This window comes from Lysobacter sp. Root983 (assembly GCF_001429345.1).
Taxonomy (GTDB): domain Bacteria; phylum Pseudomonadota; class Gammaproteobacteria; order Xanthomonadales; family Xanthomonadaceae; genus Lysobacter.
In genome coordinates this window covers 225,761-248,661 of the sequence record NZ_LMJO01000016.1, presented here as the reverse complement: position 1 = coordinate 248,661, position 22,901 = coordinate 225,761, and the positions used below count along the sequence as shown (strand labels likewise).

General features: G+C 69.1%; 18 protein-coding genes and 1 riboswitch. Of the genes, 15 read left to right on the top strand and 3 right to left on the bottom strand.

What is annotated here, in order from left to right; all coding sequences use genetic code 11:
- Positions 1 to 225: 225 nt before the first annotated feature.
- On the bottom strand, positions 226 to 1,113 hold the full coding sequence (locus ASE43_RS13335) for an outer membrane protein assembly factor BamD (RefSeq protein ID WP_056182472.1): 888 nt from the start codon (positions 1,111 to 1,113) through the stop codon (positions 226 to 228).
- Positions 1,114 to 1,193: 80 nt separating this feature from the next.
- Here ASE43_RS13335 and rluD point away from each other — a divergent pair, with 80 nt between their 5' ends.
- The 9 genes from rluD (at position 1,194) to clpB (ending at position 11,280) form a co-directional block, all read left to right on the top strand.
- Complete coding sequence (rluD, locus tag ASE43_RS13330) at positions 1,194 to 2,168, top strand: 23S rRNA pseudouridine(1911/1915/1917) synthase RluD (protein ID WP_056182469.1); 975 nt, start codon at positions 1,194 to 1,196, stop codon at positions 2,166 to 2,168.
- Between the two features lie 3 nt (positions 2,169 to 2,171).
- Positions 2,172 to 2,933: a peptidoglycan editing factor PgeF gene (gene pgeF, locus ASE43_RS13325; protein WP_057160839.1), complete on the top strand. Its 762-nt coding sequence runs from the start codon at positions 2,172 to 2,174 to the stop codon at positions 2,931 to 2,933.
- Positions 2,933 to 3,751, top strand: coding sequence for a hypothetical protein (locus ASE43_RS13320; RefSeq protein WP_157499919.1), 819 nt, complete (start codon positions 2,933 to 2,935; stop codon positions 3,749 to 3,751). The genes pgeF and ASE43_RS13320 overlap by 1 nt, the downstream gene beginning before the upstream one ends.
- 100 nt (positions 3,752 to 3,851) lie before the next feature.
- On the top strand, positions 3,852 to 4,385 hold the full coding sequence (locus ASE43_RS13315) for a DUF4166 domain-containing protein (RefSeq protein WP_162258793.1): 534 nt from the start codon (positions 3,852 to 3,854) through the stop codon (positions 4,383 to 4,385).
- Positions 4,375 to 4,824: a thiol-disulfide oxidoreductase DCC family protein gene (locus ASE43_RS13310; protein WP_057160836.1), complete on the top strand. Its 450-nt coding sequence runs from the start codon at positions 4,375 to 4,377 to the stop codon at positions 4,822 to 4,824. The genes ASE43_RS13315 and ASE43_RS13310 overlap by 11 nt, the downstream gene beginning before the upstream one ends.
- A 391-nt stretch (positions 4,825 to 5,215) precedes the next feature.
- Positions 5,216 to 5,662, top strand: coding sequence for a DUF3574 domain-containing protein (locus ASE43_RS13305; RefSeq protein WP_057160835.1), 447 nt, complete (start codon positions 5,216 to 5,218; stop codon positions 5,660 to 5,662).
- A gap of 74 nt (positions 5,663 to 5,736) precedes the next feature.
- Positions 5,737 to 7,329, top strand: a complete 1,593-nt coding sequence (locus tag ASE43_RS13300) for a hypothetical protein (protein ID WP_057161128.1) — start codon at positions 5,737 to 5,739, stop codon at positions 7,327 to 7,329.
- A 55-nt stretch (positions 7,330 to 7,384) separates the two neighbouring features.
- On the top strand, positions 7,385 to 7,915 hold the full coding sequence (gloA, locus tag ASE43_RS13295) for a lactoylglutathione lyase (RefSeq protein WP_057160834.1): 531 nt from the start codon (positions 7,385 to 7,387) through the stop codon (positions 7,913 to 7,915).
- A gap of 779 nt (positions 7,916 to 8,694) precedes the next feature.
- Positions 8,695 to 11,280, top strand: a complete 2,586-nt coding sequence (gene clpB / locus ASE43_RS13290; protein ID WP_057160833.1) for an ATP-dependent chaperone ClpB — start codon at positions 8,695 to 8,697, stop codon at positions 11,278 to 11,280.
- Positions 11,281 to 11,512: 232 nt separating this feature from the next.
- On the opposite strand, the gene ASE43_RS13285 is transcribed toward clpB, so the two are convergent.
- Both ASE43_RS13285 and ASE43_RS13280 read right to left on the bottom strand, forming a co-directional pair.
- Complete coding sequence (locus ASE43_RS13285) at positions 11,513 to 13,558, bottom strand: amidohydrolase family protein (protein ID WP_057160832.1); 2,046 nt, start codon at positions 13,556 to 13,558, stop codon at positions 11,513 to 11,515.
- Positions 13,559 to 13,777: 219 nt separating this feature from the next.
- Positions 13,778 to 16,177 carry a TonB-dependent receptor gene (locus ASE43_RS13280; protein ID WP_057160831.1) on the bottom strand — a complete coding sequence of 800 codons (2,400 nt, stop codon included), beginning with the start codon at positions 16,175 to 16,177 and terminating at the stop codon, positions 13,778 to 13,780.
- A gap of 249 nt (positions 16,178 to 16,426) precedes the next feature.
- A riboswitch (cobalamin riboswitch) is annotated at positions 16,427 to 16,658 on the top strand.
- 151 nt (positions 16,659 to 16,809) lie between these two features.
- On the opposite strand from ASE43_RS13280, the gene btuB reads away from it, so the two are divergent.
- The 6 genes from btuB to cbiB all read left to right on the top strand — a co-directional run bounded on the left by btuB (position 16,810) and on the right by cbiB (position 22,884).
- Entirely contained in the window at positions 16,810 to 18,627 is a 1,818-nt protein-coding gene (gene btuB, locus ASE43_RS13275; protein WP_057161127.1) for a TonB-dependent vitamin B12 receptor, read from the top strand.
- Between the two features lie 49 nt (positions 18,628 to 18,676).
- On the top strand, positions 18,677 to 19,267 hold the full coding sequence (locus tag ASE43_RS13270) for a hypothetical protein (protein WP_057160830.1): 591 nt from the start codon (positions 18,677 to 18,679) through the stop codon (positions 19,265 to 19,267).
- 6 nt (positions 19,268 to 19,273) lie between these two features.
- Positions 19,274 to 19,888, top strand: coding sequence for a hypothetical protein (locus tag ASE43_RS13265; protein ID WP_057160828.1), 615 nt, complete (start codon positions 19,274 to 19,276; stop codon positions 19,886 to 19,888).
- Entirely contained in the window at positions 19,885 to 20,502 is a 618-nt protein-coding gene (gene cobO / locus ASE43_RS13260) for a cob(I)yrinic acid a,c-diamide adenosyltransferase (RefSeq protein WP_056182434.1), read from the top strand. The genes ASE43_RS13265 and cobO overlap by 4 nt, the downstream gene beginning before the upstream one ends.
- 127 nt (positions 20,503 to 20,629) lie before the next feature.
- Positions 20,630 to 21,949, top strand: coding sequence for a cobyrinate a,c-diamide synthase (locus tag ASE43_RS13255; protein WP_057160826.1), 1,320 nt, complete (start codon positions 20,630 to 20,632; stop codon positions 21,947 to 21,949).
- A gap of 23 nt (positions 21,950 to 21,972) precedes the next feature.
- Entirely contained in the window at positions 21,973 to 22,884 is a 912-nt protein-coding gene (gene cbiB, locus ASE43_RS13250; RefSeq protein ID WP_057161126.1) for an adenosylcobinamide-phosphate synthase CbiB, read from the top strand.
- The last annotated feature ends 17 nt before the right edge of the window (positions 22,885 to 22,901 follow it).

The window sequence follows — 22,901 nt, the reverse complement described above, 5'->3', positions numbered from 1 at the left end:
GCGTAGACGACAGAGCGACGCGCAGCACCCCAGCAACCGCGCTGTCGGCGGGTTGGGGAGGTCTTTCTCTTTTGCTCGTCATCCCCGCGAAGGCGGGGATCCAGTGACTTCAGCGCCATGCTGCCAAAGCCGTCGGCGCGACGATCCCGAATCCGCCCACCACACCCCGCAAACGCAGACGCCGCCCGAAGGCGGCGTCTGTCGTATCCCGGCGCGGTCGCAGGCTTAGTTCGCCTTGCGGTCCTGGTTGTCCAGCGCCGACTTCTCGCCCGCGAACGGGTTGAGCTTGCGCCAGTTGCCCGGATAGTCCGGCCACTCGCCACTCTGCAGATACGGGTGGTTGGGGTCGTTCTGCTGCAGCACGCGCTTGGCGTCGGCGGCCAGGGTCTCGTTGCCCAGGCCGGCGTAGGCCACGGCCAGGGTGGCGACGGCGTCGTTCTGGTACTTGCTCTGCGGGTAGGTCTCGAGCAGGTACTTGGCGCGCTCGGCCGCGGCCACATAGGCGGTGCGGCGCAGGTAGTACAGGGCGACGTCGAGCTCGTGGCGCGAGAAGGTGTCGCGCAGCGCCATCATGCGCTGGCGCGCATCGGCGGCGTAGCGGCTGTTCGGATAGCGATCGGCCACGATCGAGAAGTCGTTGTAGGCCTGCATCGGCGTGGCCAGGTCGCGGCGGCTGGAGTCCAGGCGCCACACGCGCTGCAGGAACACCGTGTCGCGGCTGGAGTTCACCAGGCCGCGCAGGTAGTACATGTAGGAGGCGTAGCGGTGGGTCGGGTAGGTACGGATGAAGCGGTCGATGCTGCTGATCGCGTCGTCGTGCTTGCCGGACTTGAACTGGGCGTAGGCGGTCTCGACCAGGGCCTGTTCGGTGTAGGGGCCATAGGGGTACTGGGCGACCAGACGCTTGAAGGTGCTCTCGGCGGCGGCCCAGTTGCCGTTGGTCATCGAGGTGTGGGCCTTGTCGTACAACGCCTCCACCGGCTGGCCCTCGTCCGCGTCCTTGTCCTTGAACATCTTGCCCAACCGGCCGCAGCCAGTACCGGCGAGGACCACGATCAGCAGCAGGGACAGCAGTCGGACGAGACGGTGTGAACGGGCGAAACGAAGGGTCATGGCAGGGTTCGCGGGCGCCGGAGGCACGAAGCGCCGATAATAGCAGTCCCCGCGCCCAGCCCCTGAATCCTGCCCATCCGATGAACGAGTCCGTAAACCCCCTCCAGGCCACCGTGCCCGACAGCGCCGCCGGGCGCCGATTCGACGCGGTCCTGGCCGAGCTGTTCCCGGACTATTCGCGTTCCCGGCTGGCCGCCTGGATCAAGTCCGGCGATGCCCGCCTCGACGGCCGCGAAGTCCGCCCGCGCGATCCGGTGCGCGGCGGCGAGACCGTCACCCTGACCGCCGTGCTCGACATCCAGACCCATTCCGAGCCCGAGGACATCGCGCTGGACGTGCTGTACGAAGACGAGCACGTGATCGTGATCGACAAGCCGGCCGGCCTGGTCGTGCACCCGGGCGCCGGCAATCCGGCCGGCACCCTGGTCAACGCCCTGCTGCACCGCGACCCCGGCCTGGCTGCGCTGCCGCGCGCCGGCATCGTCCACCGCCTCGACAAGGACACCTCGGGCGTGATGGTGGTGGCGCGCACCCTGCCGGCGCACACCGCCCTGGTCGAGCAGTTGTCCTCGCGCGAGGTGCACCGCCAGTACCTGGCCGTGGTGGTGGGCGCGCTGGTCTCCGGCGGCACTGCTAACGCCCCGATCGACCGCCATCCGCGCGATCGCATCCGCATGGCGGTGCGCGAGGACGGCCGCGACGCGGTCACCCACTACCGCCTGCGCGAGCGCTTCCGCGCCCACACCCTGCTGGAGTGCCGGCTCGAGACCGGGCGCACCCACCAGATCCGCGTGCACATGGCCCACCTCAAGCACCCGATCATCGGCGATCCGCTGTACGGCGGCCCGCTCAAGCTGCCGCGCGGCGCCACCCCCGAGTTGATCGAGGCCCTGCGCGGTTTCCGCCGCCAGGCCCTGCACGCCGAAACCCTGGAGTTCGTGCATCCGGTGACCGGCGAACCGGTGCGTTGCAGCGCGCCGGTGCCGGCGGACATGCGCGCGCTGATCAAGACCCTGCACGACGACACCGTCGCGGCCGCCGAAAAGGCGCGCTGAGCCATGCGCGACGGCGACGCCTGGCTGCAAGCCGACTGGCCCGCGCCGGCCAACGTGCGCGGCTTCACCACGCTGCGCACGGGGCCGGGCGTATCGGCGCCGCCGTTCGACCGCTTCAACCTCGGCCTGCGCGCCGGCGACGAGACCGATGCGGTGCTGCGCAACCGCGCCGCGCTGATCGAACACGCAGCGCTGCCGTCGCCGCCGCGCTGGCTGCGTCAGGTGCATGGCGTCGAGGTGGCGCGCTTCGAGGGCGAGGCGGATTCCAGCGCCGACGAACCCGAGGCCGACGCCTCGGTGACCGCCACGCCCGGCTGCGTGCTCGCCATCCTCACCGCCGACTGTCTGCCGGTGCTGTTCGCGGCCGACGACGGCAGCGAAGTGGGCGCCGCGCACGCGGGCTGGCGCGGTTTGGCCGCGGGCGTGCTCGAAGTCACGGTCGCGGCCCTGCGCACGCCGCCGGCGCGGCTGCGCGCCTGGTTGGGACCGGCGGCGGGCCCGCGGGATTACGAGATCGGCGCCGAGGTCTTCGAAGCCTTCGTCGCCCAGGACCCCGGTGCCACCGAGGCCTTCGTCGCCACCCGCGCCGAACATTGGCGCGTCGATCTGTACGCGCTCGCGCGCCGCCGCCTGGTCGCGGCCGGCCTGGATTCCGCCCGGGTGTATGGCGGCGGGCTGAGCACGATCTCCGACCCGAAACGCTTCTATTCGCACCGCCGCGACCAACGCGGCGGGCGCATGGCCAGCCTGATATGGATGACGTGATGCGCGCCGCCCGCCGTTGCCTGCTGCTGTCTCTCTTGTCGATGGCCGCGCCGCTGCCGGCGATGGCCGCCGACTGCCAGTCGCGCGTCTACGAGCTGCTCCAGGCCGCCTATCCCGGCGCGCAAGGCGAAACCGGCGACAACGGCGAACTGTTGCGCCTGCCGGAATCGCCCGCGCGCTGGATCAACCTCGGCGAGGTGGTCTGCAAGGTCTGGCCGGCCGCGCCGGACAAGACCCTGCTGGCGTTCAAGCTGCAACACGAAGCCGCCACCGACCTCGAGGTGGAACCGGCCGATCTGGAGCTGCTGGTCGCCGACTCCGCGCACCCCCGAATCCTGCAGCGCTACCGCGAGGCCAATGCGCTGGACTCCGACGCGATCCGGGTCAGCGGCCTGAGCCTGGACACCGCGCGCTACCGCCTCGACGAGCGCACCACCGCCTTCGGCTTGCGCGTGAGCTACACCGGCGCCTCGCGCGCCAATCCCTACAGCAGCACCTCCTTGAGCCTGTACGTGCCCGACGGCGCCCGCCTGCGTCCGGTGCTGAGCCGGCTGCAGGTCGCGCTGGATCGCGGCGAATGGGACACGCAGTGCGCGGGCGAGTTCGAAAGCGTGCAGCGCACCGTCGCCATCGACGCCAAGCGCGATCACGGTTACGCCGGCCTGCTGGTGGCCAGCAGCGCCAGCGCCCATCGCAACGAACAAGCAAGCGACGGGCAGTGTTCGAACGTCGAAAGCCCCGCGCACAAAAGCCGCGAACGCCTGTATTACGACGGCCGCGAGTACGCGGTGCCGCCCGCGCTGCGCGGTCTGGATTGAAGCGAATGGCGCGCGCTGTCCACGCCGGATCTTCGTGCGCGTGCCGATGGATGCGACGGGCGCGTCGACCCGACGGGCGCTCGGCTCGGGGCCCAATCGGATGAGCGTCGCCGCGGTTTCGCTGTATCGGCAACTGCTGGGCGCGCGCTACGACGCTTTACCGCCGAGCGTGCGTGCCTTGCACGAACGCGCCGGCCTGCACCGCTATCGCGGCCAAGTCGAATCCGAGCGCGGCACCGGCTGGCTATCGCGTCTGTGCGCCTGGGCGACGCGCTTGCCGCCGGCCACCCGCGACGCGATCGAAGTGGAGATCGTCGCCAGCCCCGAATCCGAACGCTGGCTGCGCCGTTTCGCCGGCCACGACATGCCCTCGCGCCTGTGGGCGCAGGACGGCTTGCTGTGCGAACGCCTGGGCCTGGTGCGTTTCGGCTTCGCCCTGGACGTGGAGGACGCCGCGGTGCGCTGGCGCGTCGCGCGCGTGCACGCGCTGGGTTTGCCGCTGCCGGCGCGCTGGTTCGACGGCGTGAGCGCGAGCGAGTCCGAGCGCGAAGGGCGCTATCGCTTCGACGTGCGCGCGGCCTTGCCGCTGGCGGGGTTGTTGGTGCACTACCGGGGCTGGCTGGATGTCGCCTGAGACCCGCGAGCGCGCGACGACGACGCAGGATCGCGGCCCGCGCCACGACGCGATCATCGTGTTCGACGGCGTGTGCGCGCTGTGCAACGGCTGGGTGCGCTTCCTGCTGCGCCACGATCGCCAACAGCGCTACCGATTCGCGGCGATGCAGGGCGAGCAGGGCCGTGCCTTGCTGTCCGCGCACGGACTGGATCCGGACGATCCGATGTCGTTCCTGTTGATCGAGGGCGGGCAGGCCTGGATCGACACTGACGCGATCGCGCGCGTGCTGGTCGGTCTGGGCGGCGTCTGGCGCCTCGCGGCGATCCTGCGCTGGCTGCCGCGCGCGCTGCGCGATCCGCTCTATCGCCTGATCGCGCGCAATCGTTATCGCTGGTTCGGCCGTTACGAACACTGCCTGCTGCCGACACCGGAGCAGCGCGCGCGTTTTCTCGATTGAAGCCTTGCCAGCGCAGCGCAGGCCGACCAACGCCCGAATAGCAAATCCTCCCAACCCGCCCGGCCGACAGGCATAGCCTGCCGGCGTTCACTCGCGCACAAACCTGCGGTTTGTAACCCTACGGCTCCACCCTTTTCCAAAGGAGGGTGCAAAGCCCGGTGCCTCCACACTTTGGAACCCTCTAGCGAACCCCGGAATAGCAGCGCCGCCACCGGTCCTCCCCCTTTGAAAAAGGGGGATTGAGGGGGGTTTGCTTTTTTACCGTGCAAGTTCGTCGCGAGGCGCGACACCTCGCTACAAGCACGATGCGACACCCACCAACATCGCCTCCACCCTTGCGCCGCCCCGCCGGCCCGGCAACCATGCAGCGACCGCCCCGGAGCGCCCGACCATGCCACGTCACGGCCTGCTGCTGTCCCTGTGCCTAGCCCTGAGCGCCTGCGCCAGCGTCGCGCCGGCGACCGTCGATCCCGCCCTGCACGGCGATGCCGCGCGCCCGGCCGCGGCGCAGGCCTGGATCCGCAGCGAGCTCTACTTCAGCGTCGGCACCGAAGGCCAGGACCAGACCCGGATCGACGAGGCGCAATGGCGCGCCTTCCTCGACCGCGAAGTCACGCCGCGCTTTCCCGACGGCCTGACCGTGTTCGAGGGCTATGGCCAGTGGCTGTTCCGCGGCGCCGCCGCGCCCGAGCGCCAGCGCGCCAAGGTGTTGGTGGTGCTGCACGAGGACACGCCCGCGCGCAGCGCCGACATCGAGGCGATCCGGGTGGCCTGGAAACGCATGAGCGGGCACCAGTCGGTGCTGTGGTCGCGCCAACGGGCGGACGTTTCGTTCTAGCCCCGGCGCTGTTCGCGCGGCCCGTCCAGCCCGCACAATCCCAGGTCGTGCCCGCGTTCGCCCAGGATCCGCCGATGACCGCTTCCCCCTCGCGCCGCTGGTTCGTCGCCGGCGATTTCAACGGCTTCTTCGGCCTGGTCGTGGACAACCTGTCCATCCTGGGTTTCATCGCCGCGGCCCTGATCGGCATATTCGGCTTCCCAGCCGAGGTGGTGTACACGCGCATGTTTCCGGGCACCGCCTTCGGCGTGCTGGTCGGCAACCTGATCTACACGGCGATGGCGCGCCGCCTGGCCGCCAAGACCGGCCGCGACGACGTCACCGCGATGCCGCTGGGCCTGGACGCGCCGACCAGCATCGGCATGGCCCTGCTGGTGCTGGGCCCGGCCTTCGTCGCCTACCAGCAATCCGGGCTGGACCCGCAGGCCGCGGCGATCGCGACCTGGCAGTTGGGCATGGCTTCGCTGGTGGTGATGGGCGTGCTCAAGTTCGTGCTCTCGTTCGCCGGCGACGCGGTCACCCGCCTGATCCCGCGCGCGGGCCTGCTGGGCTCGATCGCCGGCGTGGCGCTGGTGCTGATGGGCTTCCTGCCGCTGGTGGAAACCCTGCGTTCGCCGCTGGTGGGCTTCGTCACCCTCGGCCTGCTGCTGTACGTGCTGATCGCCAAGGGCCGATTGCCGGTGCGCCTGCCGGGCGTGTTCGTGGCCTTCGTGTTCGGCACCGCGCTGTACTACGGCCTGGGTGCGCTCGGTCTGGGCGCGCCGGGCTTCCATTGGCCGCAGGCGGTGCCGCCGAGCCTGGTGCTGCCGTGGCCGAGCCTGGGCTTCATCGAGGGCCTGCCCGCGACCGTGCCCTATCTGCCGCTGCTGCTGCCGTTCGGGCTGCTGATGGTGGTCGGCGGCATCAACGTCAGCGAAAGCGCGCGCGCGGCCGGCGACGACTACCGCACCCGCGACATCCTGCTGGCCGAGGCCTTCTCGACCCTGGTCGCGGGCTTCTGCGGCGGCGTCGCCCAGACCACGCCCTACATCGGCCAGCCCGCCTACAAGCACATGGGCGCGCGCAGCGGCTACACCCTGCTGACCGGTCTGTTCGTGGGCCTGGGCGGCATGCTCGGCATCGTCTCCGGCCTGGTGCAGTGGCTGCCGCTGGCGGTGCTGGCGCCGATCATCGTCTACGTCGCGCTGGACATCACCACCCAGGCCTTCCAGGCCACGCCCAGCAAGCACGCCACCGCGATGGTGTTCGGTTTCCTGCCATCGGTGGCCTACATGCTGGCGATCAAGACCGGCAATCCGGGCTGGATCGCACCCGAACACCACGCCCAGCTGATGAGCGCGCTGGACGGCCACGGCCTGCCGGAACTGGCGGTGATCGTGACCCTGGGCAACGGCTTCATCATGACCTCGATGATCTGGACCTCGGCGGTCGCGGCCATGGTCGACGGCCGCCTGCTGCGCGCATCGGCCTTCCTGCTGGCGGGCGCGGCGTTGGCGCTGTTCGGCATCATCCACTCGGTGGATCCGCGCGGCGGCATCTATCTGCCGTGGGCGCTGGAAGGCCTGCCGCGCATCATCGCCTGGCAGTTCATCGGCGCCTATCTGGCGCTGGCGGCGCTGATGGCCGTGCTGTCGCTGCAGCGCCGCGGCGACGACGCGCCGGCTTGAGGCGGCCGTCGCGCGTCCTCATATCTTCGACTCCCCCTTCGACTCCGGCCCCGCCATGTCCCTGCAGACCGAACTAGACGCCGTGCCCGGCGTGACCGCCCGGCCCGACGCCGCCACCCGCGACTTCGTGTTCAACCACACCATGCTGCGGATCAAGGACCCGGCCCGGTCGCTGGATTTCTACACCCGCGTGCTCGGTTTCACCCTGGTGCGCAAGCGCGATTTCGCCGAGGCGCAATTCAGCCTGTACTTTCTGGTGCTGGTGGCGGACCCGGCCCAGATCCCGGCCGAGGAGCCCGCGCGCGGCGAATGGTTGCTGAGCCAGCGCGGCGTGCTCGAACTCACCCACAACCACGGCACCGAACACGATGCGGCGTTCGCCTACCACCACGGCAACAGCGAGCCGCGCGGCTTCGGCCACATCTGCGTCTCGGTGCCGGACGTCGCAGCCGCCTGCGCGCGCTTCGAGCAACTGGGCGTGGAGTTTCAGAAGCGCCTGACCGACGGCCGCATGAAGGACATCGCCTTCATCAAGGACCCGGACGGCTACTGGGTCGAGATCCTGCAGCCGACCAGCCGGGTCTGATGCCATTGCTGTTCCCCCCCTTTGAAAAAGGGGGGCTAGGGGGGATTTGCTCCTACCCGCGCAACAGCAAATCCCCCGCGCATCACCATCACAGGGCATCCAGCCATCCCAGGCGCCCGCCCCCTTTTCCAAAGGGGGCGATGACTGATTCTCTTCCCCCCTTTGATAAGGGGGGCTAGGGGGGATTTGCTCCTACCCGCGCAACAGCAAATCCCCCGCGCATCACCATCACAGAGCATCCAGCCATCCCAGGCGCTTGCCCCCTTTTTCAAAGGGGGCGATGACTGATTCTCTTCCCCCTTTGAAAAAGGGGGGCTAGGGGGGATTTGCTCCTGCCCGCGCAACAGCAAATCCCCCGCGCATCACCATCACAGGGCATCCAGCCATCCCAGACGCCTGCCCCCTTTTCCAAAGGGGGCGATGACTGATCCTCTTCCCCCTTTGAAAAAGGGGGCTAGGGGGGATTTGCTCCTGCCCGCGCAACAGCAAATCCCCCGCGCATCACCATCACAGGGCATCCAGCCATCCCAGGCGCTCGCCCCCTTTTTCAAAGGGGGCGATGACTCTCTTCCTCTCCTTTGAAAAGAGGGGAAAGGGGGGATTTGCTTCTGCCCGCGTAAGGGCAACCGATCGCGCCCGTACCGCAGCGCAGCCTGAAGCATCGCCCCAGCCGCGACCCTGCGCCGCTTGAATCGCCCCATCCAGCCCGCATTAACAGGTCATTCGCGGCCGTCGCGCGACACTCGCGCCGGGCCGCCACACCTTTCGGAGAAACCTCCATGCGGATGGACAAGCTCACTTCGCGTTTCCAGCAGGCGCTGGCCGACGCGCAATCGCTGGCGGTCGGTCGCGACCACAGCGTGATCGAACCCGTGCACCTGTTGACCGCGCTGCTGGAGCAGAGCGGCGGCAGCACGCGCCCGCTGCTGGCGCAGGCCGGGGTCAACGTGCCCCTGCTGCGCGAGCGCCTCGGCGAAGCGCTGGAAAAACTGCCCAAGGTCAGCGGCCAGGCCGGCAACGTTTCGCTGGGCAACGACCTGGCGCGCCTGCTCAACGTCACCGACAAGCTGGCCCAGCAGCGCGGCGACGCTTTCATCGCCAGCGAGCTGTTCCTGCTGGCCGCGCTGGACGACGGCGGCGAAGTCGGCCGCGCGCTCAAGGCCGCGGGCGCCAACAAGGCCAAGCTGGAACCGGCGATCGACAAACTGCGCGGAGGCGAGAGCGTGCAATCGGAAAATGCGGAAGAGCAGCGCCAGGCGCTGGAGAAGTACTGCATCGACCTGACCGCGCGCGCCGAATCGGGCAAGCTCGATCCGGTGGTCGGCCGCGACGAGGAAATCCGCCGCACCATCCAGGTGCTGCAGCGCCGCACCAAGAACAATCCGGTGCTGATCGGCGAGCCCGGTGTGGGCAAGACCGCGATCGTCGAGGGCCTGGCCCAGCGCATCGTCAACAACGAAGTGCCCGAAGGCCTGCGCGGCAAGCGCGTGCTGTCGCTGGACATGGGCGCGCTGATCGCCGGCGCCAAGTTCCGCGGCGAGTTCGAGGAACGCCTGAAGGCGGTGCTCAACGACCTGTCCAAGAACGAGGGCCAGGTGATCCTGTTCATCGACGAGTTGCACACCATGGTCGGCGCAGGCAAGGCCGAAGGCTCGATGGACGCCGGCAACATGCTCAAGCCCGCGCTCGCGCGCGGCGAGTTGCATTGCATCGGCGCAACCACTCTGGACGAGTACCGCAAGTACGTCGAGAAGGACGCCGCGCTGGAGCGGCGCTTCCAGAAGGTGTTCGTCGGCGAGCCCACGGTCGAGGACACCATCGCGATCCTGCGCGGCCTCAAGGAGCGCTACGCGGTGCATCACGGCGTGGAGATCACCGACCCGGCGATCGTCGCCGCGGCGACCCTGTCGCACCGTTACATCGCCGACCGCCAGCTGCCCGACAAGGCCATCGATCTGATGGACGAGGCCGCCTCGCGCATCCGCATGGAAATCGATTCCAAGCCCGAGGAACTGGACCGCAAGGAACGCCGTCTGATCCAGCTCAAGATCCAGCGCGAGGCGCTGAAGAAGGAGAAAGACGCCGAATCCAAGCAGCGCCTGGCCGACCTCGAAGCCGAGATCGCCACCCTGGAGCGCGACTTCAACGACCTCGAGGAAGTCTGGAAGGCCGAGAAGGCGACCCTGCAGGGCGCGACCAAGATCAAGGAGCAGATCGAGCAGGCCAAGCTCGAGCTGGAAGCCGCGCAGCGCACCCAGGATTTCGGCCGCATGAGCGAGATCCAGTACGGCAAGTTGCCTGAGCTGGAAAAGCAGCTCAAGGCCGCGCAGGAAGCCGAAACCCAAGGCTTCAAGCTGCTGCAGGACAAGGTCACCGCCGAGGAGATCGCCGAGGTGGTCGCGCGCTGGACCGGCATCCCGGTGTCGAAGATGCTGGAAGGCGAGCGCGAGAAGCTGCTGAAGATGGAGCAGGCTCTGCACCAGCGCGTGGTCGGCCAGGACGAGGCGATCCGCGTGGTCTCCGACGCCGTGCGGCGTTCGCGCGCGGGCCTGTCCGATCCCGACCGCCCCAGCGGCTCCTTCCTGTTCCTGGGCCCGACCGGCGTGGGTAAGACCGAGCTGTGCAAGGCCTTGGCCGAATTCCTGTTCGACTCCAGCGACGCCATGGTGCGCATCGACATGAGCGAGTTCATGGAGAAGCACGCGGTCAGTCGCCTGGTCGGCGCGCCTCCGGGCTATGTCGGTTACGAAGAAGGCGGCTATCTGACCGAGGCCGTGCGCCGCCGTCCCTACAGCGTGATCCTGCTCGATGAGGTCGAGAAGGCGCATCCGGACGTGTTCAACATCCTGTTGCAGGTGCTGGACGACGGCCGCCTCACCGATGGACAGGGCCGCACGGTCGATTTCCGCAACACCGTGATCGTGATGACCAGCAACCTGGGCTCGCAGATGATCCAGGAGCTGTCGGCCGACGACAGCGCCGAGAGCTACACCCAGATGAAGGCGGCGGTGATGGGCGTGGTGCAGGCGCACTTCCGTCCGGAGTTCATCAACCGCCTGGACGACATCGTCGTGTTCCATCCGCTGGACAAGAGCCAGATCCGTGAGATCGCCAAGATCCAGATGGTTGGCTTGGAGAAGCGTCTGGGCGAGCGCGGCCTGAAGCTGGCGTTGTCGGACGCGGCGCTGGCGTTGATCGGCAACGTCGGTTTCGATCCGGTCTACGGCGCGCGCCCGCTCAAGCGCGCGGTCCAGCAGCAGCTGGAAAATCCGCTGGCGCAGAAGATCCTCAGCGGCGAGTTCGTCAGCGGCGATGTCATCCAGGTCGAGGCCGAGGCGGGGCACCTGGTGTTCCGCAAGGGTTGAGGGCTGAGCGAAACGGCCCGCAGTGGCGGGCCGTTTCGCGCTCAATGATCTACGTCGTTTGTGGGATTCGATCGCGGCTTACGCCGCTCCCACACGCAGCGCGCGATCGCTCGCCGCTCCCACGCAGAGCGAGCCATCGCTCGCCACTCCCACACAGCGAGACCATCGATGTCGCGGGAGCGCCGCTTCCTGTGGGAGCGGCGTAAGCCGCGATCGAGCTACGGTCGCGATCTTATTCCGCGACCGCGGGCTTCTTCCTCGGCACGATCCCCAACGCCTGCTCGATCTCGCCCGGGTCGTAGCGCTTGCCACCCTTGAACACGGCGTCGACCTTGCGGATATCGCGCATGTCGGCGAGCGGATCGCCGTCGATCAGCACCAGGTCGGCGAGCTTGCCCGCCGCGATCACGCCGCGGTCCTTGTCCACGCCCAGCACCTGTGCAGGCGTCAGCGTCGCCAGCCGCAACACTTCAGCGTTGGCGATGCCGGCGCGCGCGTACACCTCGAGTTCGGCATGCAGCATGTAACCGGCCAGCGCGTCGGTGCCGGGCAGGATGGTCACGCCGGCGTCGTGCAGGGCCTTGAGCAGACGCATCATGCTCGGCAGCGCCTGCTTGTAGGCCTCTTCCTTGCCGTGCGGCGGCTTCAGCGCGCCCCAGCTCAGGCCGCGCTGGGCCTGCGGCGGGAAACGCTCGGCCACACCGCGCAGTCCGGGCGGGGTCTTGGCGTCGGGATCGCCGCTGTACAGGTCCTCTTCCAGCGCCATGGTCGCGTCGATGACGGTGTGGTGGCGCTTGAGGAAATCGATGAACTCGCGCACCTCCGGCTTGTCCGGCGGGAACTCGTAGGCGTGCTCGCCGACCTCGGTCAGGCGCGCCTTGGTACGGGTGTCCTGCACGCGCGGGTACATGAAGTTGAGTTCCACGAACAATAGATGCTGCAGTTCGTCGGCGCCGGCTTCGATGAACTGGCGCGCCGACATGAAGGCCGGCACGTGCCCGCTCACGCGCAGGCCGCGCGCGTGCGCGCGGTCGGCGATGATCGGGAACAGTTCCGGTTTCAAAGAGGAATAGGTCTTGATCTGCACGTAGCCGCGGTCGGCGTAGAAGTCCACCGCCTTGAGCGCTTCCTCGGGCGTGTCGACCAGCATCTTGGTCGGTCCGGCGTAGGGGCCGGGGCCGTCGATGAAGCCGGCCATCAGCACGCGCGGGCCGATTTCGCTGCCGGCGTCGAAGCGCTTCACGCGCTCGGGGAAGGTGTCGAAGTTGTTGGCGACGTCGCGCGCGCTGGTCACGCCGGCGGCGATGTCGAGGGCGCCGTCCTCGATGGACGCATAGTGCTTGTGCACGTCCCACAGGCCCGGCATCAGGAAGCGGCCGCGCGCGTCGAGGACCTCGGCGTTCTCCGGCGCCTTGAGCTGGGCGTCGGGTGCGACCCGGACAATGCGCTCGCCTTCGATCAACACGCTGGTACCGGGGGTGGCGGCCAGGTCGCGCGGATCGAACACGCGTGCGTTGCGGATCAGCAGCGGCCCCTTGGGCACATGGGTGAGCCGTTGGGTCATCTCGGCGGCCCACTTCGCGTCGGCCTGCTCCTGCAGCTCCAGCAGCTTCGGCAGCGCGCCTTGCAGATCGGCGTCGATGATCACGAACCAGCCCGAGGCGACGATCAGCGCGGCGGTTTCGCCGTCGCCGCGCAACCATACCGAGCGTGGGGTGAAGTCCAGGCCGACGATGCGCTGCAGGGTCAGCGACACCGGGCCGTTCTTGCCGGCGACTTCGTACTCGCCCAAGGTCTGCAGACGCGCCTCGCCGCCGGGCAGGATCGCGAGCTTGCGCTCAGGCGCCTGCAGCAGCGCGCGCGCGAGCGCGCCGGAGATTTCCGGCGCGGCCTGCAGCGGCAGGAAGAAGGCCGGCGCGGACAGCGCGCGCTCGCCGCTTTCGCTGGGGTTCTTCCAGCTCGCGCGGCCCTCGCGGACCTGATAGCGCTCCTCGAAGGGATTGAGCAGATAGTCGTTGCCGCTGCCCGCGTAGTCGGCCAGGGTGCCGTCGGCATTGAGCTTCCAACGCGTCTTGCTGCGGTCGCCGCGACCGCGGTCGGTGAAGTGGTATTCGACCTTTACGCTGCCGTCGGCCGCGGTTTCCACGACCTGCTTGCCGGCGACGTTGCCCTGCATCAGCACCACTTGTTCGCGGCGGGCGGCGAGGGCGTCGGAGATCGAGAAGGCGAGTACGGCGGGCAACGCGAACGACAGCAGCAGCGATCCGGCTAAGCGCATGGCGGCCCTCCTTGGGCGGAGACGTCGGAACCGCGCGCGGCTTCGGGAATCCGCAAGGCCGGCGCGGCGGGGTGACTCCTTATAGCCGATCCCGGGCCCCGCGAATGCGCCGCCGCCATCGTTTGGGCGCACGGGGGCGGCATTCGCCGGTCGAAAAAGACGACGGCCCGGGAGTCCGGGCCGTCGTCGCATATGGGCGTTCCAACCACGCCGTTCAGATCACCACTTGTAACCGGCCTTCACGTAGACGAAGGCGCCGTTGAAACCGAACGGCGAGGCGGTGTTGTAGGGCAGGTAGTTGCGCGTGCCCAGCACCAGCTTGGACTCGTCGGGGTACTCGTCGAGCACGTTGTCGCCGCCGACGGTGAAGTCCCACTGATCGAGGTGGTAGGTGGCGGCCAGGTCCAGCGTCCACTTCGCGCTGAAGGTCTGGTCCAGCAGCGGATTGGTCGCGTGCAGCTCGGTGAACTCGCCGTAGCGGGTGGCGGTGGCGTTGAAGCTCCAGTTGCCGGTATCCCAATCGCCGGCCAGGAAGAACTTGTCCTTGGGCGCGCCCTTGGTGATGCGGCCGATCTCGGTGCGGCCGATGCGCACCGCCGCCGGGTCGATCGCGGCCAGGCGCGCCGGGTTGGGCGCGATCTTCTCGATCTCGGTCTTGGAGTAGTTGTAGCCCAGGGTGAGGCCGAACTTGCCCGAGGTCAGGTCCCAGTTCTGGGTCGCGATGATGTCCACGCCCTGGGTCTTGGTGTCGACGGCGTTGGTGAAGTAGCGGCCGCCGCCGATGCCCGGGTAGCCGTTGGCCTGCAGGTAGTTGCGCACCGCGGTGCTGGTCAGGTTTTCCGACAGCAGGATGCGGTCGTCGACCTTGATGTGGTACGCGTCGATGGTGATGTACAGGCTGTCGCTGGGCTGCAGCACCAGGCCCAGGCTGTAGTTGGTGGATTCCTCGGCCTTCAGCGATTCCGAGCCCAGCGCGATCGCGGCGGGGTTGTCGACGCGGAAGGTGCCGATCTCGTAGGGCACGCCGCTGATGAAGTTGGTCGCGATCGACTGGAAGAACTGCTGCTGCAGCGAGGGCGCGCGGAAGCCGGTGGAGGCGGTGGCGCGCAACGCGACCTTGTCGGTGAAGGCGTAACGCGCCGACAGCTTGCCGGAAGTGGTGTCGCCGAAATCGCTGTAGCTCTCGAAGCGCGCGGCGATGCCGGCGGAGAACTTGTCGGTCAGGTCGGCTTCGACGTCGGCATAGAGCGAATAGCTATGGCGGTCGAAATCGCCGGCGTCGCTGGCGCGGAAGCCGGAGAACACCTGCGCGCCCGGGATGATCTGGCCGTTGGACGCGGGCACGCCGCCGTTGGCGTAGGACAGCGGTTCGCCGGCGCGCTGCGAGAATTCCTCGCCGCGCCACTCCGCGCCCCAGGCGAAGGTCACCGGATACTGCCATCCGAAATCCACCGGGCGCGCGAAATCCAGGTTCAGCACGTGCTGGGTGACCTCGAGCGCGCCGGCGTAAAACTCGGTGGGCGAGGTCGGGCCCAGGCTGCGGTTGAGGGTGTGCTCGATGTCGAAGCTGAGTTCGTTGTGGCCGTAGTTGTAGCTGAAATCGATCTGGGTGCCGCCGGCGGTTTCCGAGCGCAGGCCGACCACCGCCGAGCGGTCCTTGCTGACGTTGTGGATCTGCGGCAGGAAGCCGTTCGGGTAGATCGAGGGGATGTTGCGCGGGTCGGCGGCGAAGCGGAAATAGCCGTTGGAGAGCACGTCGCGCTTGCTGTAGCTGCCGAAGGAATAGAAGGTCAGGTAGTCGACCGGACTGTATTCGCCGTTGTAGGACACCGCGCCGCTATCGATCTCGGGATCGCCGTAGCGCTGTTCGACCACGCCTTGGAACGGGCGCGCGCGGTTGGTCTGGTCCTGGTGGCCGCCCTGCGCGGCCAAGTGCAGCTTGCCGTTTTCGCCGAGCTTGAAGCCGGCGTCGCCGGACAGCTGGTACTGCTCGCCGTCGCCGGCGCTGTATTGCCCGTAGCGCGCGGCGATGCTGCCGCCGTGGTCGCTGCCCTTGAGCACGATGTTGACCACGCCGGCGATCGCGTCGGAGCCGTACTGCGCCGAGGCGCCGTCGCGCAGCACTTCCACGCGCTCGATCGAGGCGATCGGGATCGCGTTGAGATCGACCGGCGAGGAACCGCGACCCTGGCTGCCGTTGAGGTTGATCAGCGCGGTGGTGTGCCGGCGCTTGCCGTTGACCAGCACCAGCACCTGGTCCGGCGCCAGACCGCGCAGCTGCGCGGGGCGGACCGCGTCGGTGCCGTCGGTGATGGCCGGGCGCGGGAAGTTCAGCGATGGCAGGGCGCGCGCCAGCGCGGTCGCGAGCTCGACCGTGCCGGTGGCCTCCAGCGCCTCCGGGGTGATGATGTCGATCGGCGCGCTGGACTCGGCGACGGTGCGATCGCTGACCCGGGTGCCGGTGACGATCACCTGGTCCAGGGTGTGGGCCTCGGAGGCGGGTTCGCCCGGAGCGGCCGCGTCCTGGGCGTAGGCCGGGGCGGCGAGCGCCGTGAGCAGGGCCAACGACAACGGGGCGAGGACGAGCGGACGGCGTACGGCACGGACGGCTACGGACATGGTGCGCGGCTCCTTGCGGCGGGGGGATTGGTAGCGATGTCATTTTGGTTTAACACGCTTATAACAACCCGGTCAAACCCACTTTCGTATAGGGAAATAGCCGTACGTCATGGTTTCGGGAATTGGGTGTGCCGCCGATCTGCCTGATGACACACCCGCCGGGTCCAGCGCGGCGGCGGGCGCCCATGACGCCCGGCCGCGGCCCGGCTCATGCCGTTTGCTCATGGCGGCGGAGCTGGCCCGGGCTGCTACCATGCGCGGGCTTGAGGTGATCGCCGGCCCCGCCGGCGATTGAAACGGGAATCCGGTGCGCCAGTCCTCCGAACGGAGCGACGGCAATTCCGGAGCTGCCCCCGCAACGGTAAGTAAGACGAACGATCCGCAACTAAGCCACTGTGCGCATGCATGGGAAGGCGCGGATCGGAGGGCTGGAGGCCCTCGCTTGCAAGCCCGGAGACCGGCCTGAGGCTGACCCGACACGCGGTGGGCGCTGTCATGGGGCTGCCTTGCGTCCGCGCGTCGCCGCCTCGTCGTTCCCTCCGCGTGTCTCCGACCCATCGTTTCCGCGCGGGTAGGCGCGGATCAGGAGCCATGCTTTGAATTTCCACCCTTACGCGCTTCGCCGCACTGCGCTGGCGACGGCGCTGCTGTCCGTCGTGGTCCCGGTTTGGGCCGCCGACGCCGCCACCGACCTCGACCAGGTCGTGGTGACCGCCAGCCGCACCGCGCAGACCCAGGACGCGACCCTGGCCTCGGTCACCGTGATCGACCGCGACGACATCGAACGCCTGCAGCCGGCCAACTTGCCCGACCTGCTGCGCGGCACGCCCGGCCTGTCGATGGCCAACAACGGCGGCCCCGGCAAGTCGACCTCGCTGTTCCTGCGGGGCACCGAGTCCGACCATGTGCTGGTGCTGGTGGACGGCATCAAGATCGGCTCGGCCACCAGCGGCGGCGCCTCGCTGCAGGACATTCCGGTCGAGCAGATCGAGCGCATCGAGATCGTGCGCGGCCCGTTCTCCAGCCTGTACGGCTCCGAGGCCCTGGGCGGCGTGATCCAGATCTTCACCCGCCGCCCGCAAGGCGCGTTCGCGCCGCACGCCAGCGCTTCGATCGGCAGTTGGCAGACGCGTCGCGGCACCCTGGGCGTGGGCGGTAAGGGCGACAACGGCTGGTACTCGATCAACGCCGCCAGCGAGGACACCGACGGCATCAACGCCTGTCGCGGCAAGCCCTCGCCGGGCGGCGCCGGCTGCTTCACCAACTCGCCCGACCGCGACGGCTACCGCAACCTGTCGCTGACCGCGCAGGGCGGCTACCGCTTCAGCGACGCCTGGGACGCCGAAGCGCGTGTGTTCCGCGCCGAAGGCCGCAACGAGTACGACGGCAGCACCAACAACCAGAGCGACACCGTGCAGCAGGTCGCCGGCGGACGCCTGCGCTACGCGCCCAGCGAACAGGCCACGCTGACCCTCAACCTGGGCCGCAGCAGCGACCTCAGCGACAACTACCGCAACGGCGTCTACTCCAGCACCTTCAATACGCGCCGCAAGCTGGGCTCGCTGCAGGGCGACTTCGGCCTCGGCGGCGGTCTGCTCACCCTGGGCTACGACTGGCAGCGCGACGAGGTGGAAAGCAGCACCGTCTACGCCCACGATCGCCGCATCAACCGCGGCCTGTTCGGCCAGTACCAGCGCGAATCTGGCGCGCACGCGCTGCAGGCCAGCCTGCGCCGCGACGACGACAGCCAGTTCGGCGGCCAGACCACCGGCAGCGCGCTGTGGGGCTGGAACCTCAGCGAACAGCTGCGCCTGACCGCGAGCTACGGCACCGCGTTCAAGGCGCCGACCTTCAACGAGCTGTACTTCCCCGGCTTCGGCAACGCCGATCTCAAGCCGGAGGAGTCGCGCAGCTTCGAACTCGGCCTGCGCGGCGAACACGCCTGGGGCGGCTGGTCGCTCAACGCCTATGAGACGCGAGTCGATGAATTGATCGCGTTCGATGCTTCGATCGGTCTGCCCGGCAACATCGATCGCGCGCGCATCCAGGGCGTGGAGGCCACGGTCGATACCGTCCTGGCCGGTTGGGACCTGCGCGCCAGTGCGACCTGGCTGGATCCGCGCAACGACAGCCGTACCGCCAGCCGCGACAAGATCCTGCCGCGGCGCGCGCGCGAAAGCGCACGCTTCGACGCCGACCGTCGCTACGGCCGCTTCAGCCTGGGCGGCAGCGTCTACGTCGCCGGCGAACGTTTCGACGATCTGGCCAACACGCGCCGCCTGGACGGCTACGCCACCACCGACCTGCGCCTGGGCTTCCGTTTCGACGATTCCTGGAGCCTGCAGCTGGCGGCCAACAACGTGTTCAACCAGCGCTACGAGACCGCGGCCTACTACAACCAGCCCGGCCGCAACTACCTGTTGACCTTGCGCTACCGCGCGGCGAACTGATCGCCGCGCTTTCGCCACCACCGTCCCGTCCACGCCACCGAGGCCGCCGATGAACGCTCCCAGCCGATCCGTCCACTACAGTCTGTTCACCGCACTCGCCGCGGTCATGGTTGCCACCCGCTTCCACCACTTCGGCGACGCGCTGCACCTGCCCGATGCGTCGATGGCGGTGTTCTTCCTCGGCGGCCTCTGGCTGCGCAAGCACCTGGGTTTCGTCGCTTTCCTGGTGCTGGCGGTGGCGATCGACTGGATCGCGATCCAGGCCCAGGGCAAGAGCTTCTTCCAGCACTACTGCGTCACGCCGTCGTACGCCTTCCTGCTGCTGGCGTACGCGGCGCTGTGGTACGGCGGCCGCGCCTATGCGCAGCGGCTGCAGGCGACCCCGCGCGCGCTGCTCGGTGCGCTCGGGGTCGGCCTGGTCGCGGCCACGGTCTCGTTCCTGATCTCCAACGGCGCGTTCTACTGGCTGGGCGGACGCTACGAGGATCCGAACCTGAGCCAGTACCTGGCGCGGGTCTGGCAGTGGGGGCCGCTGTTCGTGCGCACCACCCTGAGCTACATCGCGGTGGCGTTGGCCGCCTATGCGCTGATCGCGCGCGCCTTGCCGCTGCGGGTCGCGCCGCGCGACGCCCAGGCCTGATCGAGGATGACGAGCATGACCGCAAGCCCCACGCATTCCCTGCCGCTGAGCTCGCCGCGCGCGCAGATCCTGGTCGGCGTCGCGCTCGCGGCGCTGATGATCGCCACCCGCGGCCAGCACTTCGCCACCATCGACCGCCTGCCCAGCGCGTCGTGGGCGATCTTCTTCCTCGCCGGCGCGCTGCTGCGGCCGATGTGGATGCTGCCGCTGCTGTTCGTGCTGGCCTCGCTGCTGGACATCGTCAGCCTGGCCTCGGGCACGATCGGCGACTGGTGCCTGTCGCCGGCGTACTGGGCGCTGGCGCCGGCCTACGCGACGCTGTGGCTGGCCGGTCATTTCTACGCGCGCATCCACCGCGATCATTGGACCACGCTGCCGCGCCTGGCGCTGGTGCTGGCGGTGGCCGCGTTCGCGACCTATGTATTCTCCGGCGGCGGCTTCTACTTCTTCTCCGGCCGCTACCCGGATCCCACGCTGGCCGGCTTCGCCGCGCGCATCGGCCAGTACTATCCGCGTAGCCTCGGCACCCTGGCCGGCTACGTCGGCACCGCGTTCGCGCTGCTGGCGATAGTCCGCGGCATCGGCGCCCTACGTACCGCCCAGCAGGGAGCCCGCGTATGAGCGACACCGTCCCGACCCAGGAAGAACGCCACCGCGAACGCATGCAGCGCAAGAAGGAGCTGGTCGATCGCAAGATCGCCCGCGCCACCATCGAGCGCGGCGTGCTGGTGGTTAACACCGGCAACGGCAAGGGCAAGAGCTCGTCCGGCTTCGGCATGCTCGCGCGCTCGCTGGGCCACGGCTTCCGCTGCGGCGTGGTGCAGTTCATCAAGGGCAGCTTCTCGACCGGCGAGGAAGCCTTCTTCCGCCGCTTCGAGGGCGACCAGCTCGCCTACCACGTGATGGGCGAGGGCTTCACCTGGGAAACCCAGGACAAGGCGCGCGACATCGCGGCCGCGCAGGCGGCCTGGGCCAAGGCCGCGCAGATGCTGGCCGACGAATCCTGCGACTTCGTGCTGTTGGACGAGCTCAACATCGCGCTCGCGCATCGCTATGTCGAACTCGACGCCGTGCTGGCCGCGGTCGCCGCGCGCCCGCCCTTGCAGCACGTGGTCATCACCGGCCGCGGCGCGCCCGACCGCCTGATCGAGGTCGCCGACACGGTGACCGAGATGCGTGTGGTCAAGCACGCGTTCCAGGCCGGCATCAAGGCTCAGAAGGGCATCGAGCTGTGAAGCCGGGATTCGGGATCGGGGATTGGGGATTCGCAAAAGCGCAGGCTATGCGTGGCATGGCTGCCGACGGGGCAAAGCTCGATGGGCGTAGCTTAGGTCCGCGAATTCGGAATGCGGTGCGAGCGCTATGAGCGAATCCCCAATCCCCAATCTCGAATCCCCGCGCCGCTGCGCGGCGCTATTGGTGTCCGCGCCCGCGTCGGGCCAGGGCAAGACCAGCGTCACCGCCGCGCTCGCGCGCTGGCATACGCGCCAAGGCCGACGGGTGCGGGTGTTCAAGACCGGGCCGGATTTTCTCGATCCGATGGTGCACGAGCGCGCCAGCGGCGCGCCCGCGTATCAGCTCGATCTGTGGATGTGCGGCGAGGACGAGGTGCGCGCGCGGCTGTACGAGGCCGCGGGCGAGGCCGATCTGATCCTGGTCGAAGGCGTGATGGGCCTGTTCGACGGCAAGCCGTCCAGCGCCGATCTCGCGCTGGCGCTGGGCCTGCCGGTGCTGACGGTGATCGACGGCTCGGCGATGGCGCAGACCTTCGGCGCGCTGGCCTTGGGGTTGGCGCGCTACCGCGACGGCCTGCAAGTGCACGGCGTGGCCGCGAACCGCATCGGCAGCGCCTACCATGCGCAGTTGCTGCGCGAGAGCTTGCCCGCGCCGCTGCATTGGCTGGGCGCCTTGCCGCGCGATCCCGCGCTGGCCCTGCCCGAACGTCATCTGGGCTTGGTGTCCGCGGGCGAGCTCGGCGATCTGGATGCGCGCCTGGACGCGCTGGCCGATGCCTGGGCCACGCACGCCGAGGCCGCGCTGCCGCCGCCGGTCGCCTTCGCGCCGGTAGAGCCCGCCGCCGTGCCGACGCTGCCGTCGGGTTGGCGCATCGCGATCGCGCGCGACGCGGCGTTCTGTTTCCTGTATCCGGCCAACCTGGATCTGCTGCGTGCGGCCGGGGCCGAGCTGAAGTACTTTTCGCCACTGGCCGGCGACAGCCTGCCCGACTGCGACGCGGTCTGGTTGCCCGGCGGTTATCCGGAACTGCATCTGGCGGCGCTGTCGGGCAACCAGGCCTTGCGACGCGACTTGCACGCGCACCGCGATGCCGGCAAGGCCCTGCTGGCCGAATGCGGCGGGCTGCTGTACCTGCTCGACGCGCTGACCGACAGGGACGGCGAGCGCCAGGCCATGGCCGGCCTGCTCGCGGGCAGCGCCGCCCTGCAGCCGCGACTGGCCGGCCTGGGCATGCAGTCGGTGAACCTGCCGGAAGGCGAGCTGCGCGGTCATACCTTCCACTACGCGCGCGCCGAGATCGCCGCCGAGCCGATCGCGCAAGCGGTCAATCCCAATGGCGGGCCCAGCCGCGAGGCGGTGTACCGCGACCGTCGCATGAGCGCGAGCTTCGTGCATTTCTACTTCCCGTCGAATCCGACGGCGGCGCTGCTCCTGCTGCAGCCGTGAGCGCCGTGCTCGCCGTCGCCGCGATGTGGGCCGCGCTGCTACTGGATCGCGTGCTGGGCGAACCGCGGCGCGCGCATCCGCTGGTCGGTTACGGGCGCCTCGCGCAGGCGATCGAACGCGCGCTGTATCGCGACAGCCGCGCGCGCGGCGTCATGGCCTGGTTGCTGGCGGTGTTGCCGCTGACCCTGTGCGCCGCGGCGTTGCAATGGGCGACGCTGCGGGTCTCGCCGTGGCTGGCGGCGCTCTACTCGGCGGGCGTGCTGTACCTGTGTGTGGGGCTGCGCAGCCTGGACGAGCACGCTGCGCCGGTGGCGCGCGCGCTGCGTGCGCAGGACCTGGAGGCCGCGCGCGCCGCGGTCGGACGCATCGTCAGCCGCGATACCCAAGCCCTGGATGCCGAACGCGTGGCCGCGGCGGCGACCGAGTCGGTGCTGGAAAACGGCAACGACGCGGTGTTCGGCGCGCTGTTCTGGTTCGCGTTGCTGGGCCCGGCCGGCGCGGTGCTGTACCGGCTCGCCAATACCCTGGACGCGATGTGGGGCTACCGCACCGCGCGTTACGAACGCTATGGCTGGGCCGCCGCGCGCAGCGACGACGCGCTCAACTATCTGCCCGCGCGCCTGACCGCGCTGACCTACGCCGCGCTCGGCAACGCCGGCGCGGCGCTGCGCTGCTGGCGCAGCCAGGCGCCGGCCTGGGACAGCCCCAACGCCGGCCCGGTGATGGCGGCCGGCGCGGGCGCGCTGCGCGTGCGACTGGGCGGTGCGGCGCCGTATCACGGCGTCTGGGAATCGCGCCCGCTGCTGGGCGAGGGCGACGCGCCCGACGCCGCGGCGATCGTGCGCGCGCAGTCGCTGGTACGGCGCGGCGCGCTGTTGTGGCTGTGCGTACTCACTGTGATCGCGGCGGTGGCGACTTATGTCTTCAACTACTGATCGCGTACCCGCATCGC